This is a genomic window from Isoptericola sp. NPDC055881 (assembly GCF_053615895.1).
In genome coordinates, this window is record NZ_JBSHCR010000035.1 from 1 (window position 1) to 14,677 (window position 14,677).

The following is a 14,677-nucleotide window of genomic DNA, read 5'->3' on the forward strand; positions in this document are numbered from 1 at the left end:
ATTCGGTCGCGAATTCTCGCCGTTTTCGTACCCACAACAGGCCTCGGGGGAGAGGGTCAGACGGTCCGGCGGGTGGCGCGGATGCCGACGACCAGGCCGACGGCGCAGGTGACGACGGCGGCGACCAGCCCCCAGAGCACGGCCAGGTCGGAGAACGTGCCGCCGAAGAGCACCCGCTCGGCGTCGACCATGTAGGTGAGCGGGTTGAACTTCGCGGCCGTCTGCATCCACGAGGGGCCCGACTCGAGCGGCAGCATCATCCCGGACAGGATCAGCAGCGGGAACAGCAGCGACTGCTGCACGCCCCAGAACAGCCACTCACGGTTCTTCGCCGCGAGCGCGAGGGCGTGCGACAGGGCGCCCACGCCGACGCCGAAGACGCCGAGCAGCACCAGGCCGGCGAGCGCGGGCAGCACGTAGAACGTGAACCCGAACGGGATGCAGACCACCGCGATGATCAGCCCCTGCACCAGCAGCGGCGCGAACTCCTTGAGCGCCCGGCCCACGAGGATGGCCGACCGGTCCAAGGGGGTGGCGAGCACGCGCTCGTAGGAGCCCGTCATCACCTCGTAGAGCAGGTTCGACCCGGTCATCGACGTGCCGAACAGCGAGATCATCACGATCACGCCGGGCACGAACCACTGCAGGGTGTCGGCAGTGCTCGCGCCTCCCCCGCCGACGCCGCCGCCGAACGTGCCGGTGAGCAGCGGCCCGAACAGCCCCAGGAAGATCAGCGGCTGCAGCAGCGAGAAGATCAGCGTGAAGGGGTCGCGGAGCACCAGCAGGATCTCGCGCGTGAACACGGCCCCGGTGTCCGTGACGAACTTGCCGGGGCCGGAGCGCGTGACGATGCGCGGCGCCTCGTGGGCCGCCGCCGTGGGGGTGGTGGTGCGGGTCTGCTCGCTCATGCTGCCGCCTCCTCGCGCAGGCTCCGACCGGTGAGGTTGAGGAACACGTCGTCGAGGCTGGCCTGGCGCGCGCTCGCCGACGTGGTGGTGATGCCCGCGACGCGCAGGGCCTCGATGACTCCCGGCAGGGTGTCCGCACCCTGGGCGGTGGACACCCGCACCCGCAGCCCGGGGCCGTGCTCCTCGAGCTCGACCTCACCGAGGCCCGGGGGCAGCGCCGCCCGCACCGCGGCGCCGTCGTCGGTCGCGACCACGAGGGCGAGGGAGTCGTCGGCGTGCCGTCGCTTGAGGACGTCGGGCGCGGCGTCGGCGATGATCTCGCCGTGGTCGATGACGACGACGCGCTCCGCCATGCTGTCCGCCTCGTCGAGGTAGTGGGTGGTGAGGACCACCGTCATGCCGTACCGCTCGCGCATCGCCGAGATGTGGCCCCACAGGTTGGCCCGCGAGTGCGGGTCGAGACCGGTGGTGGGCTCGTCGAGGAACAGCAGCGGCGGGTGGTTCATCAGCCCGAGGGCGACGTCGAGGCGGCGGCGCTGGCCGCCGGAGAGCGACTGCACCGACCGCTTCTCGAGGCCGGTCAGCTCGAGGGCCTCGAGCAGGTCGGCCGCCCGCTCCCGGTACACCTCCGGGGCGAGACCGTAGAAGCGGCCCTGGTTGTGCAGCTCGTCCGCCACCTTGTAGCTGAAGCCGCCGCCGTTGCCCTGGCCGATGAAGCCGAGCCGTGCCCGGACCTGCGCCGGGTGCGTGACGACGTCGTACCCGGCGACGGTCGCCTCCCCCGCAGTCGGCTCCAGGAGCGACGTCAGCATCCGCAGGGTCGTGGACTTCCCCGCGCCGTTCGGTCCCAGGAAGGCGACGAGCTCGCCCTCCGCGACGTCGACGTCGATGCCCTTGACCGCCTCCACCGTCTCCTTGCGGCGGCTGAACGTCTTGGTCAGCCCGCGTGCTCGAATCATCTCCGCACCTCTCCCGTCACCGTCTCTCGTACGCTGTACTGGAACTAGTGTCGAGCGTAGCGAGGGGGTCCGACAAGCCCTCGCAGCAAGGGATGGGAGGATGACGACCCATGTCGAGCAATGCACCCGGGCCGGGGCCGGAGAACGGGCCGGAGAGCAGGTCCGAGGGCGGGGCCGAGGGTGAGGTCGGGCAGACCCCCGCGGACGCTGCCGACGACGTCCCCCGCCCGCCGGAGGTCGTCCGCCGTCTGGCCCTCCTGTGGGACCCGCCGCAGCCGTCGGGGCGCGGTCGCAAGGCGCGCCTGACGCTGGAGGACGTCGTCGGGGCCGGCACGGCGATCGCGGACGCCGACGGCCTGGACACGCTGTCGATGCGCCGCGTCGCCGCACACCTCGGCGTCGGCGCGATGTCGCTCTACACCTACGTGCCCGGCCGGGCCGAGCTGCAGGACCTCATGATCGACCGGGCGTTCGCCGAGCTCGCGCTGCCGCCGGCCGACGCCGCCTGGCGCGAGGGCCTCGCCGCGTACGCCCGGGCGCACTGGGGGCTGTTCCAGCGCCACCCGTGGATCCTGCAGACCAACATGTGGCGGCTGCCGCTGACCCCGTCCGTGCTCGACGCGCAGGAGTGCGGCCTGCGCACCCTCGTCGACACGGGGCTGACGGAACGGCAGGTGGTCGAGATCCTCGGCCTCGTCGACGCGTTCGTCCGCGGCCTGGCCCGCTCCACGGTGGCAGAGGCGGCGGAGAAGGACGCCTCCGGGCAGAGCAACGACGAGTACTGGACCTCGATGAGCAGCTTCTGGGCGGACTGGTTCGACCCCGAGCGCTACCCCACCATGCTCCGCATCTGGCAGGCGGGCGGCTTCGACGCGGAGGCCACCCCGTTCGAGGCCTCCCTGGAGCGCCTGCTCGACTCCGTCGGGATGGCGATCGACCGCGCGCACCGGACTTTCCCGCCGGACGGCACCCCCCTACGATGAACTGGTCCAGACCACCTTTCCCGGAGGACCCCATGGAACGTACCGTCGTCGTCGCCATCACCGAGGGCCTGCACGCGCGCCCCGCCGCGCTCTTCGCCCAGAGGGCGGGCCAGCAGCCCGTCCCGGTGCAGATCGCCAAGGCCGGCGGCGACGCGGTCGACGCCGCGTCCATCCTCGCCATCCTGACGCTCGGCGCCGACGCCGGGGACGAGGTGGTCCTCCGCACGGACGCCGACGGCGACGACGCCGCGGCAGCGCTCGACGCCCTCGTCGAGTTCCTGTCGCAGGACGCGGTGGCGTGACGGTCCGGCCGGCCCGTCCCGCCGGGTTCTTCCACTCGCCGGGCTGGCTCTTCGGCGAGATGCTCGTCGGCGCGCTGGTCGGGCTGCTCGCCGCGTTCGTGCTGTCGGTCGACGCCGTCCACCTGGCGGCGGACCCCACGACGGCGTTGTCGTGCGACATCAACGCCGTCGTCTCGTGCGGGACCGTCGGCACGTCACCGCAGGCGAGCCTGTTCGGCTTCCCGAACGCCTTCCTCGGTCTGATCGCGGAGTCCGTGGTGATCACGGTGGCCGTCGCCGGCCTGGCCGGCGTCCGGTTCCCGCGCTGGTTCATGACGGCCGCCCAGACCGTCTACCTGCTGGGCTTCCTCTTCGCGTACTGGCTCTTCTACCAGTCGATGTTCGTCATCGGCGCCCTGTGCCCGTGGTGCCTGACGATCACCGTCTCCACGACGCTCGTGTTCGCGTCGATGCTCCACTGGAACATCCTGGAGGACAACCTGTACTGGCCCGCACGGCTGCAGTCCTGGGCGACGTCGCTGGTGCGCTCCGGCGCGTTCGGAATCCTCCTCGCCGCGTGGTTCGCGCTGCTCGCCGCCGCCGTCCTGCTCAAGTACGGCGCAGCCCTCTTCGCCTGACGCCGAGCGCGGGCCGCGCTCCCCCTCGGCAGGACAACTGGACTACAGGCCGAGCGGCTCCAGGACGTCGGCCAGCTCGCGCCGGACCGCCGAACGGGCGGCGTCGGCGTCCGGCTGCTCCAGCGCGACGTGCGCGACCTCGCGGCAGCGCGCGAACGTCACCTCGGCGAGCACCGCCGCGACGTCCGCGAGCGCACGCGGCGTCATGGACAGCGAGCGCACGCCGAGCCCGACCAGCACCGGGGCCAGGACGGCGTCGGCCGCCGCCTCCCCGCAGACGCCGACCGGCCGGCCGCGGGAGTCCGCGCCCGCGCAGGTGGCACGCACCAGCTCGAGGACCGCGGGCTGCCAGCTCGTGGACAGTGCGGCGAGGTCACCCAGCGTCCGGTCCGCCGCCATCGCGTACTGCGTGAGGTCGTTGGTGCCGATGCTGCCGAAGGTGGCGTGCTCGAAGACCCAGCGCGACCGGAGCGCCGCCGCGGGCACCTCGATCATCGCCCCGGCCCGGCGCAGCCCGTGCGACTCGCACGCCGCGACGAACGACCGCGCCTCGTCGGGGGTGGCGACCATCGGCGCCATGACCCACACGTCCGCAGACTCCGCCGCGGCCGCCAGCGCGACGGCCTGCAGCTGGCGGTCGAGCACCTCTGGATGGGTCACGGCGGTCCGCAGCCCGCGGACGCCGAGCGCCGGGTTCGGCTCGTCGGGGGCGGTGACGAAGGGCAGCGGCTTGTCCGCCCCGGCGTCGAGGGTGCGCACCACGACCTTGCGCCCCGCGAACGCGGACAGGACGCCGCGGTAGGCGGCGACCTGCTCGTCGACGGCCGGCTCGACGTCGCGGCCGAGGAAGCAGAACTCCGTGCGGAACAGGCCCACGCCCTCGGCGTGCGCGGCGACCGCGGCCTGCGCGGCCTGCGGGTCGGCGACGTTGGCGAGCAGCTCCACCCGGTGCCCGTCGGCGGTGCGGCCGCGGCCGTCGAACTCGCGCTCGACGCGCACGGCGTCGCGGGCGGCCGTCACCTCGGCGTCGGACGGGTCGCGCAGCACGGTGCCCGCGCTGCCGTCGACGACGACGGTCTCCCCCTCGGCGAGGTCGTCGGCCCCCCGCACGGCGACGACGGCGGGGATGCCGAGCGCCCGCGCGAGGATCGCCGTGTGCGACGTCGGGCCGCCCCCGCTCGTGACGATCGCGACGACCACCGCCGGGTCCAGCGTGGCCGCGTCGGCGGGTGCGAGGTCCTCCGCGACGAGCACGAACGGGTGCCCCGGCGCGGGCACGCCCGGCGGCCGCACCCCGGTGAGCTCGGCGACGATGCGGTCGCGCACGTCGCGCACGTCGCGGGCCCGCTCGCTCAGGGGTGGTCCCAGCGGCTCGAGCTGCGCGGCGAGCGCGTTGGCGGCGTCCCACACCGCGCGCTCAGGGATGTGCGCCTCCTCCCGCACGCGCCGCTCGGCGTCGCGGGCGAGCGCCGGGTCGGCGGCCATGGCGGCCGTCACGCCGAGCACGTCCGCGGCCGTGCCCGTGGCCTGCGCCGCCAGCGCGCCGAGGCGCTCCTGGACGGCCGACGTCGCGGCCCCCAGACGCGCCACCGCGTCGTCGGCAGCGGACCGGTCGATCGTCGTCTCCCGGGGCTCCGGGACGGGGTCGGGCATCGTCACGACGACGCCGGCCGCCCGCCCGGGGCCCACCGGGGCACCGGTGAGGGTGGTGCTCATCGGACCGCGCCGCCCTCGACCGTCCGGGACCCGGTGCCGCCCGGCCTCCCGGCGCGCCCGCCGTCGGGGACGCTCTCGGCCAGGCCGGGGAATCCTCGCGTCTGCATGGTCTCTGCGACCGTGGTCATGGTCCTCCTCCGATGACTGGCCCGGGGGGCGGGCGTGTCCTGCAGGGCCAGCATGCTCGTCCGGCGGCGGTGACGCGAGGTCGGTGCGGCGTCGTCGCCGGTGTGACCCGCCTGCCGCGGGGGGTGGTCCGGACCCGGTTGCAGGCTTACTGGTCTAGACCTCATGATGTGTCAACCCCGCGCTCCCGTGGGCGGGAGCAGAGGCGGGCCGCCCGGCACGGGGCCCGATACTGGTCCCGATGTCGGACAAGACGCTGATCGATGCCGATCGCAGGGCAGGACAGGACACGACGATGGTCAGGGGCGACGTGCGCGGCGGCGAGCACAAGTACCTCGCGGTGCGTGCGTACCTCGCGGACCTCGTCACGACCGAGCTCGCCGTCGGGGACGCGGTCCCGTCCGAGCGCAGCCTCACCGACAAGTTCGGCGTCTCCCGCATGACCGTGCGCCAGGCGATCGACGCCCTGGTCACCGAGGGTGTGCTCGAACGGGCGCAGGGGCGCGGCACCTTCGTGGCCGCGCCGCGGGCGGACTTCGAGATGCGCCTGACGACGTTCGGCGAGGAGGCGCGGCGCCGCGGTCTGCGGCCCGGGGCCACCGTGCTGCGCTGCGAGGAGCTGCCCGCGCCCACGGTCGTCGCCGAGGCCCTCGACCGCGACCCCGGCACCGCCGTCCACCACGTGGTGCGGCTGCGCACCGCGGACGGCAAGCCCCTGAGCGTCGAGGAGTCGTGGATCCCCGTCGACCTCGCGCCGGACCTGGTCGCCGACGGCGTCCCCGACAGCCTGTACGCCGCGCTGCGCGAGCGCGGCCTCGACCCGACGTGGGGCGAGGAGGTCATCACCGCCGCCGACGCCACCGCCGAGGAGCTGGACTCCCTGCAGATGCAAGGGTCGCGCGCCGTCATGCGGACCGCCCGTCGCACGTTCGGTGGCGACGTCGCCCTCATGTACTCCCGGGCCTGCTACCGCGGCGACCGGTACAGCGTCGTCGTCCCGCTGCGCGAGGCGCGGCCCACCCTCGTCCCGCGCGACCGACCCGCCGGCGACGCGCGGCTCGCGCCGGGCCACCCCTGAACCTTCGCCACCCTGAACCTTCGCCACCGGAACGACCAAGGAGCACCATGAGCAAGGCACAGCAGGTCCTCGACGCGATCGGCGGCGACGCCCACGTCGTCGACCTCGAACCCTGCAGCGCCCGGCTGCCGGTCGAGGGCCTGCGCCGATGACGGCGCTGACCGTCCTCGCCCCCGTCACCGGAACCGTCGTCGACGTGTCCGAGGTGGACGACCCCGTGTTCTCCGCCGGCCTCGTGGGCCCCGGTCTGGCGATCGAGCCCGACGGCGTCCGCGGCGGCGTGGCGGTCGCGCCCGTCGCGGGGAAGATCGTCAAGCTGCACCCGCACGCGTTCGTGCTGCAGCACGACGACGGCCGCGCGGTGCTGGTGCACCTCGGTATCGACACCGTCCAGCTCCGCGGCGCGGGCTTCACGACCCACGCCTCCGAGGGCGACGTGGTCGAGCGCGGCGCCGTGCTCGTCTCCTGGGACCCCGCCGCCGTGCGCGAGGGCGGCCGGTCCGCGGTGTGCCCCGTCGTCGCGCTCGAGGCCACGCCCGACGCGGTCGACCGCCTCGCGCAGGTCGGCACGCTCGTCGAGCACGGCGAGGACCTGCTCACCTGGGCCTGACCCGCTGAGGTAGTCCCGGAGCTGCCGAGGTAGTTCCAGGACTGCCGAGGTAGTCCCGAGACTGCTGAGGTAGTTCGGAACTACCTCGGCAGCTCTCGGACTACCTCGGCGAGACGTGAGCCCCCTGGATGGGAGGCGAGGGTGACGCCCAGCGCCTGGAGGACGGCGTCGACGGGATTGCAGTACGTCAGCCCACTGCCGTCCGCGCCGCCCGTCTCGGAGCCGGCGAAGAGCAGACCCAGGGCGACGCCGTCCTCGCGGTAGACGAGCGACCCGGAGTCGCCGCCGCGCGAGAACGCGCCGCCGACACCCTCGACCTCGATCTGGTTGTCGAACGACAGGACGCCGAGCTCGTCGCCGTAGCCGACGACGACGTCGTCCATCTCGATCGCCGTCACGCGGCCCTGCGTGTGCGCGGTGGTGCGGCCGATCTTCGCGACCGACTCGCCGCCCACCGCGACGGCGGTCGTCGTGACCGCGCCCACCGGGTAGGTGGGGTCCACGTCGATCCCGTCGTCCAGGAGCGCGAGCGCGGCGTCCACGGTGGCGGGCTGCCCCGGGGCCAGCGGCACCACCTGCGCGAGGGTGCCCACCCGGTCCCGCGGCGCACCGCCGCCGTCTGCCGGCCCCGGCTGCACGACGACGTCCCCGACCTGGGCCGCCGGCGAGCCCGCCAGCACGTGGTAGTTCGACAGGACGTACCGCGCGCCGTCGTCGTCCGCCTTCACGACGAACGCTCCGAGCGTTCCCGCGGTGACGTCCACGTGCGCGACCGACACCCCCGGCCGCAGCGGGCGCACGCGACCCGTCTCCCCCAGGGCGCGCGCGGTGACGACCGGCGGCCGGGGCTGCGGGGTCAGCGTGCGGATGCGGCCGGTGCGGCGCACGTCCACGTCGTCACCCGCCTCGGCGGCCAGCCTCCGCGCGAACGACCGTGCCGTCGGGACCCCGAGCCGGTACCGCACGGCGACCGCGAACCCGCCGTCGCCCTGCGGTGCGAGACCGAGCGACAGCGTCGGCGCTCGCACGACGTCGGCCGGGCTGGCGTCGTCGCCGACGGCGTACGGGCTGGCCGGCACGCCGTGACGCTCGGCCAGCTCCCGGGCGAAGTCGGTGAGCTGTGCCTTCGTCTCGCGCGCCTGCGTCAGGTCCATGGCGCGAGTCTGCTGCAGGCGTGTGACACACCCCCGTGTCACAAACCGGCGAGTCGGACATCTCTCCCTGCCGTGAGACCTGCAGCAGCCATGCCCGCGGCCCACGACGTCGGCCGCGCGCTGACCTGGGCCCTCGACCACGACCTGCACGCCCTGATCGAGCACCGCCAGGTGGCCCACCTGGGCGTCGCCGCACGCCGTCGCGCCGACGCGCTCCTCGTGCTGCGGTGGCAGCGCGCGGCCGCGAGGTCAGGCGCGCAGTAGCCGCCGCACGCCCAGCCGGCGGCCGCGTGCGGTGACGAGCGTCGCGAGGGCCAGCCCGCCCAGCCCCCACAGCACGAGCAGCGTGACGGCCATCCCCAGGCCACCGGCCGCGGGCACCACCACGGCCGTCAGGGCGTCGCGCCCCGCGCCCACGGGCAGCGCGTCCACCAGACCCTGCAGCACGGTAGGCACGGTCGCCACGATGCCGGTGGCGATGAGCAGGACCGCGATCAGCAGGCTGATCCCGCGGCCCAGGTTGCCCAGCAGCCCGACGAAGCCCTGGTGGACGGCCACGAACGCCACGGACGCGACCGCGCCGACGACGACCGCCCCGACCCAGCCGCCGACGTCGAGGCTCTCGACCGCCGCGAGGATCACGCCGACCGCCGCTCCCGTGACCGCGCCGACCGCCGCCGGCAGCGCGAAGGCCCGCAGCGCGAGCCGCACCGAGTCGCGCGTGGAGCCGAGGGCCCCCGCGACCACGGGCGGGAAGATCGTCAGCAGCGCCAGCGCCCCGAGCCACAGCGCCACGACCGCGAACAGCGGCCCGGACGCCCCGGTGCTGATGTCGCTCGCCGACGGTGCCTTCACCGGCTCCGCGACCACCGACGACAGCGTCTTGCGCTCCGCGTCCGTCGTCGTCGGGATCTGGTTCTTCGCGTCGCCGAGCCCGGTGGAGAGGTCGTCCGCGCCCGAGGCGAGGTCCTTGTTGCCGGAGGCGAGCTTGCCCACCCCGGAGGACAGGTCGGTCGCGCCCGACGCCACGCCGGACGCCCCGGTGGCCAGCTGTCCGACGCCCGTCGAGAGCTGCGACGCCCCGCCCGCGAGCTGGTCCGCCCCGCCGGAGAGCCGGTCGGCACCCGAGGAGACGCCGTCCGCGCCGTCCGCGACCTGCGACGCGCCGCCCTGGAGCTTGCGCAGACCGGTGGCGAGGTCGCGGTTGCCGCCCGCGATGCCCGCGACGCCGGTCGCGACACCCTCGGCCCCCGTGGCGAGCTTGTCGGTCTGCGTGGCGAGGGCGTCGAGCTGCCCGCGCGCGGCGCCGACCTGCTGGATCGTGTCCTCGATCTGGGCCGAGCTCGACTGCAGCTGCGTGAGGACGTCCGCGAGCTGCTGGCAGGCGTCGGTCGACGGGTTGACGTCGCACCCGAGCGCGGCGCTCGCCGCCGCCGCGAACTCGCCGGACTGCGCCTGGGCGTCGGTCAGGGTCTTCTTGATCGTCGCGGCGTCGGGGACGTCCTTGTTGAGGGCCGCGACCTGGTCCGCCAGGGCGCGGTTCCCGACGGCCACCTGCGTGGCGCCCGTCGCGAGCTTGTCGCCGCTGTCGGCCAGGTCGTCCGCGCCCTGGGCGCTGTCCCCGATGCCGCCGGCGATGCCGCGGGCGCCGCCGGCCACCTGGGACGCGCCGTCCGCGAGCTGGCGGGCGCCGTCCGCGAGGCCCGCCGCGCCGGACGCGACGCCGGAGGCGCCGGTCGCGGCCGACGTCGCGCCGGCCGCGAGCTTTCCGGCACCGTCCGCGAGCTTTCCAGCACCGTCGGACGCCTGGTTCGCGCCGGTGGCGAGCTGCCCCGCGCCGTCCGCGAGCTGGACGGCGCCGTCCTGCGCCTGCCCGATGCCGTCGGACAGGTCGTTGAACCCGACGAGGACGTTGTCCACGTAGGTCTCGGTGAGCGTGCTCGACATGACGGAGGTCGCGGTCGCGGCGACGACGCGGGCGAGCGCGTCGTCGGCCACCCGGCCGCCGGGCGGGGTGCTGACGTCGATCGTGGCCTGCCGCGCGGACGACGGGTCGTCGTTCCCGTACGACGTCGCCGCCGCGGAGAAGTCCTTCGGGATCGTCACGACGGCGGCGTAGGTGCCGTCCGCGAGGCCGTCGGCCGCGGTGTCGGCGTCGGTCAGGGTCCAGTCGAAGTTGGTGGCGTCCTCGGCGGGCTGCGCCGCCTTGGCGCCGTCGGCGGTCTCGCCGCCGCTGACCAGCCCGGACGCGAGCTGACGCCCCAGCGGGACCGTCTGGCCCTGCACCTGCACCGGCTCGTCGAGGTTCACGATGGCGGCCGGCACCTGGTCGAGCCGGTCCTGCGGGTTCCACAGGGCGGCGAGCAGCAGCCCCAGGATCATGAGCGGCAGCAGCGCGACGGCGGCGACGCTCCACGGGTTGCGGCGCAGGGCGGCGACGCTCGTCGGGGTCGGGGTCGTGCCGGTCATGCCTGCACCTCCTGCACGTGGGTGTCCTCGTCGATCGTGGTGGGACCGGTCGCGCCGGGCCCGTCGTGCGACTCCTCCGGTCGTGACGCCGGGTCGTGGGTCGGCACGGGCGGGGGCACGTCGGCCCCCGTGAGCACGCTCGGCGCGCCGAACCCGGCACCGACGTCCAGCACGGGGACCTCGGGGGCCGTCGTCCCGCCCAGGTGGACGCCGTCGAGCAGGTCGGTCGCGGCGACGCCGCTGGCGCCCAGGAGCACGGCCGTGCCGCCGTGCTGCGCGCGGGCCAGTGCGGCGGCGAGCGCCTCGCGGGCGGGGCGGTCGGCGACGGCGTCGGTGCGGTCGACGACGACGACCCGCGCGCCGTCGCGCACCGCGGCGTCGACGGCCGGGGCGGGGCGGCCGTGCTCGGCCAGGGCGTCCACGAAGGCGACCCGGCCGCGCACCGTCATCGCGCGCTCGGGCAGGACGAGGCCGGTGACCTTGACCGCGCCCGCGTCGGGCGCCATCCGCCCGGACAGCGCGAGCAGCAGCGCCGAGACGGGCGCGGACGCGTCGCCCTGCACGCACAGCGCACCGCCGGCCGGCACGCGGACGCCGACCGGGCCGACGACGGGCGCGCCCGCGTCCGGCCCGTCGGGGCCCGCGACGACGAGGTCGCGGGCGGCGACGGCGTCGGTGGTGTCCGGCTCGGGCCAGGCGGCGAGCCGCAGCTCCTTGGTGATGCCCTCGCCCTCGACGTCGAACGTGGGCAGCACGCGGTCGAGCCAGCGCGGCATGTGCCAGGCCCGTTCGCCGAGCAGGGCGAGGACCGCGGGCACGAGCGTCATCCGCACGACGAACGCGTCGACGGCGACGCCCACGGCGAGCCCGAGGGCGATCGGCTTGAGCGTCATGTCGCCTTCGGGCACGAAGGCGACGAAGACGGCGAACATGATGACGGCGGCGGCGGTGACCACCTTGGCGGAGCCGAGGAAGCCGGTGCGCACCGCGCGACGCGCGTCCCCGCCGTGCACGTAGTCCTCGCGGATGCGGGAGACGAGGAAGACCTCGTAGTCCATCGCGAGGCCGAACAGGACGCCCATGAGAATGATCGGCATGAAGCTGATGACGGGGCCCAGCACGGTGACGTTGAGGGCGTCGGCGAACACGCCCTGCTCGAAGACGAGCGCCACGGTGCCGAAGGCCGCGCCCACCGACAGCAGGTAGCCGAGCGAGGCCTTGATCGGCACCCAGATCGACCGGAAGACCATGGTCAGCAGCACGAGCGACAGGCCGACGACGACGAGGCCGAACGGCAGCAGCGCGGCGCCGAGCTTGTCGGAGACGTCGATGCCGACGGCGGTGAACCCGGTGACGGACAGGTCGACGCCGTACTTGTCCAGGTAGTGGTCGTGCTGGTCGCGGATCTCGCTGACGAGGGCCTTGGTCTCCTCGGACGTCGGCCCGCCCTCGGGGATCACCTGGATGATGCCGGTGTCGGCCGTGGGGTTGGGGGTGGACAGCGGCACGTCGGCGACGCCGTCGAGGGTGCCGATCTCGTCGCCGAGCTCGTTCATGAGCTTGACGGGGTCGTTGCTGGTGACGATCGAGCCCGTGACGATGAGCGGGCCGTTGAAGCCGTCGCCGAACTCCTGCCCGACGAGGTCGTAGGTGACGCGTGCCCCGTTGTCCTCGGGCAGCGAGCCGGCGTCCGGCAGCGCGAGACGGAGGTTCGTGGCAGGCCAGGCGAGGGCGGCGATGGCGCCCACGACCAGCACGATCGTCAGGACGGGGAAGCGGGTGGCGCCCCGGACCCAGCCGTCGAAGAACCGGTTGTGGTGCACGCCGTCGGCCGGCCTCTCAGCGGCCCGCGCCGCACGCTTGGCCTTCCCCTGCTTCGGCGCGCGGGCCTCGCGCGCGGCGCGCGGCCGCAGCCGCTCCCCCGAGTAGGACAGCAGGGCGGGCAGGAGCGTGAGCGAGATCAGGACGGCGACGCCGACCGCGACGGCGGCCGCGATGCCCATCACCGTGAGGAACGGGATGCCGGCGACGCCGAGGCCGACGAGCGCGATCATCACCGTGAGCCCGGCGAAGATGACCGCGGACCCCGCCGTCGCGACGGCGCGCGCGATGGACTCGTCGACGGCGAGCCCCTGGCCGAGCTGTTCGCGGTGCCGAGAAACGATGAAGAGGGCGTAGTCGATGCCCACCGCCAGGCCCAGCATCAGGCCCAGCATGGGCGTCGTCGAGTTGATCGGGCCGAACACCGTCGCGGCGAGCAGCAGCAGCATCGAGACGCCCACGCCCATGAGCGCGTTGACCAGCGGCAGGCCGGCCGCGACGAACGAGCCGAGCGTGATGATGAGGACGACGAGGGCGACGACCACGCCGATCGCCTCGATGATGCTCAGCGCCGGGAACTCGACGCTGAACAGCTCCCCGCCCAGGCTGGCCTGCGCGCCGTCGGGCAGCGCGGCGGCGAGGTCGTCGCTGGCCGCGTGCAGCTCGTCCTTCGTCTCCTCGGTGATGACCGACTGGTCGCCGTCCAGCTGGATGGTCAGCAGCGTGGCGGACCTGTCGTCGTTCACCGAGGCGGCCATCTGGTCGTCGTAGGGCGACGTGACGGCGGCGACCTGGTCGATCTCGCCGACGGCGTCGACGGCGTCGGTGATCGGGCCGCGCATCGCGGAGTCGTCGATGGTGGAGCCGTCCGGCGCCACCACGATGATCTGCGCGGACGAACCGCTGACCTGGGGGAACGTCGCGGCGAGGCTGTCGAGCGCGTCCTGCGACTCGGTGCCCGGGATGGTCACGGAGTTGTCGAAGCCCTGGTAGAGCAGCCCGGCGGCGCCGCCCACCACGGCGAGGACGAGCACCCAGCCGATCACGACGAGGCGCCGGGCCCGGGCGGCCCAGCGGCCGAGGGAGTACAGGACGGAGGACACAGGCTCTCCAGGGACGACGGAGCAGGACTCGATACGGCACTGTATCCGATGCAGGAACGTATCCGATACAGGTCTGTATTGGCTACAGTGGGCCCGGTCCGGGCACGCTGCCCGTCCCGCCGCCGGAACCCGGCCGAACCCCAGGAGGACCCCCTGACCACCGAGAGCGCGGCCCCCGAAGTCGCTACGGCCGCCGCGGCGCGCTCGCCTCGGCGCGAGCGCACCCGCGAGCGCCTGCTGGACGCCGCCTTCGAGGTGTTCGCGCAGGTCGGGGTGCAGGCCGCGTCCATCGAGGCCGTCTGCGAGGCCGCCGGGTTCACCCGGGGCGCGTTCTACTCGAACTTCGCGAGCAAGGAAGAGCTGTTCCTCGCGCTCACGGAGCGCGAGGCGCGCAGCCACCTGGGCGCCCTCGAGCAGGCCGTCGCCACGGTCGACCCCGCGGCCCTGCAGACGCCGGACGGCTTCCGCTCCACCGTCCGCGAGGTCATCGCGTCGGTGCTGCCCGACTCGGCCGCCAAGACGTCGTGGTGCGTCATGGAGCTCGAGTTCGAGCTGCTCGCGCTGCGCGACCCGCAGGTCGCGCAGCGCTACGTGGACCAGCAGCAGGTCCTGCGCGAGGAGATGATCGCCGCGCTGACCCGCGTCATGGCCGCCCTCGGTCTGCGGTTCGCCGTCGACGAGCACGTGGCGATCGACCTGCTCCTGGGCGCCCACGAGGCCGGCCAGCGCGCGGCGATGCTCCCCGCCACCACCGCGCGCCGCGACGCCAGCGCCATGCTCGAGGTCCTCGTCGACCTCATCGTCACGCCCGCCTGACCGCCCTGCCGGAGG

The 14,677-nt window shown here is 74.3% G+C and carries 14 protein-coding genes; 7 read left to right on the plus strand and 7 right to left on the minus strand.

Annotated features, from left to right (window positions below; translation table 11 throughout):
* Window positions 1–56: 56 nt before the first annotated feature.
* Both ACWGKI_RS12085 and ACWGKI_RS12090 read right to left on the minus strand, forming a co-directional pair.
* Window positions 57–908: an ABC transporter permease gene (locus tag ACWGKI_RS12085; RefSeq protein WP_380244230.1), complete on the minus strand. Its 852-nt coding sequence runs from the start codon at window positions 906–908 to the stop codon at window positions 57–59.
* Window positions 905–1,867, minus strand: coding sequence for an ABC transporter ATP-binding protein (locus tag ACWGKI_RS12090; RefSeq protein WP_380244231.1), 963 nt, complete (start codon window positions 1,865–1,867; stop codon window positions 905–907). Before ACWGKI_RS12090 ends, ACWGKI_RS12085 begins: the two co-directional genes overlap by 4 nt.
* A gap of 110 nt (window positions 1,868–1,977) precedes the next feature.
* On the opposite strand from ACWGKI_RS12090, the gene ACWGKI_RS12095 reads away from it, so the two are divergent.
* From ACWGKI_RS12095 to ACWGKI_RS12105, 3 genes are read left to right on the plus strand one after another with little or no spacing between them, the layout of a single operon-like run.
* Entirely contained in the window at window positions 1,978–2,850 is an 873-nt protein-coding gene (locus ACWGKI_RS12095) for a TetR/AcrR family transcriptional regulator (protein WP_452187234.1), read from the plus strand.
* A gap of 32 nt (window positions 2,851–2,882) precedes the next feature.
* Window positions 2,883–3,152 carry an HPr family phosphocarrier protein gene (locus ACWGKI_RS12100; protein ID WP_380244233.1) on the plus strand — a complete coding sequence of 90 codons (270 nt, stop codon included), beginning with the start codon at window positions 2,883–2,885 and terminating at the stop codon, window positions 3,150–3,152.
* The gene (locus ACWGKI_RS12105) at window positions 3,149–3,769 is read left to right on the plus strand and encodes a vitamin K epoxide reductase family protein (RefSeq protein ID WP_380244234.1); all 621 of its coding nucleotides are present in this window, start codon (window positions 3,149–3,151) and stop codon (window positions 3,767–3,769) included. The genes ACWGKI_RS12100 and ACWGKI_RS12105 overlap by 4 nt, the downstream gene beginning before the upstream one ends.
* 42 nt (window positions 3,770–3,811) lie before the next feature.
* Here the strand turns inward: ACWGKI_RS12105 and ptsP are convergent, their stop codons facing one another.
* Window positions 3,812–5,485: a phosphoenolpyruvate--protein phosphotransferase gene (gene ptsP, locus ACWGKI_RS12110; protein WP_452187236.1), complete on the minus strand. Its 1,674-nt coding sequence runs from the start codon at window positions 5,483–5,485 to the stop codon at window positions 3,812–3,814.
* Window positions 5,482–5,613, minus strand: coding sequence for a hypothetical protein (locus ACWGKI_RS12115; RefSeq protein WP_452187238.1), 132 nt, complete (start codon window positions 5,611–5,613; stop codon window positions 5,482–5,484). Before ACWGKI_RS12115 ends, ptsP begins: the two co-directional genes overlap by 4 nt.
* Before the next feature lie 239 nt (window positions 5,614–5,852).
* Between ACWGKI_RS12115 and ACWGKI_RS12120 the strand changes: the two genes are divergently transcribed.
* Both ACWGKI_RS12120 and ACWGKI_RS12125 read left to right on the plus strand, forming a co-directional pair.
* Complete coding sequence (locus ACWGKI_RS12120) at window positions 5,853–6,689, plus strand: GntR family transcriptional regulator (protein ID WP_452187240.1); 837 nt, start codon at window positions 5,853–5,855, stop codon at window positions 6,687–6,689.
* Between the two features lie 148 nt (window positions 6,690–6,837).
* Complete coding sequence (locus tag ACWGKI_RS12125) at window positions 6,838–7,299, plus strand: PTS sugar transporter subunit IIA (RefSeq protein WP_380244238.1); 462 nt, start codon at window positions 6,838–6,840, stop codon at window positions 7,297–7,299.
* 80 nt (window positions 7,300–7,379) lie between these two features.
* On the opposite strand, the gene ACWGKI_RS12130 is transcribed toward ACWGKI_RS12125, so the two are convergent.
* Window positions 7,380–8,453, minus strand: a complete 1,074-nt coding sequence (locus tag ACWGKI_RS12130) for a hypothetical protein (RefSeq protein ID WP_452187242.1) — start codon at window positions 8,451–8,453, stop codon at window positions 7,380–7,382.
* 90 nt (window positions 8,454–8,543) lie between these two features.
* On the opposite strand from ACWGKI_RS12130, the gene ACWGKI_RS12135 reads away from it, so the two are divergent.
* Window positions 8,544–8,717, plus strand: coding sequence for a hypothetical protein (locus ACWGKI_RS12135; RefSeq protein ID WP_380244240.1), 174 nt, complete (start codon window positions 8,544–8,546; stop codon window positions 8,715–8,717).
* On the opposite strand, the gene ACWGKI_RS12140 is transcribed toward ACWGKI_RS12135, so the two are convergent.
* Window positions 8,703–10,922, minus strand: a complete 2,220-nt coding sequence (locus ACWGKI_RS12140) for a YhgE/Pip domain-containing protein (protein WP_452187244.1) — start codon at window positions 10,920–10,922, stop codon at window positions 8,703–8,705. The genes ACWGKI_RS12135 and ACWGKI_RS12140 overlap by 15 nt on opposite strands.
* Window positions 10,919–13,846, minus strand: coding sequence for an MMPL family transporter (locus ACWGKI_RS12145; RefSeq protein ID WP_452187246.1), 2,928 nt, complete (start codon window positions 13,844–13,846; stop codon window positions 10,919–10,921). The genes ACWGKI_RS12140 and ACWGKI_RS12145 overlap by 4 nt, the downstream gene beginning before the upstream one ends.
* 153 nt (window positions 13,847–13,999) lie before the next feature.
* On the opposite strand from ACWGKI_RS12145, the gene ACWGKI_RS12150 reads away from it, so the two are divergent.
* Window positions 14,000–14,662: a TetR/AcrR family transcriptional regulator gene (locus ACWGKI_RS12150; RefSeq protein WP_452187288.1), complete on the plus strand. Its 663-nt coding sequence runs from the start codon at window positions 14,000–14,002 to the stop codon at window positions 14,660–14,662.
* Window positions 14,663–14,677 lie beyond the last annotated feature (15 nt).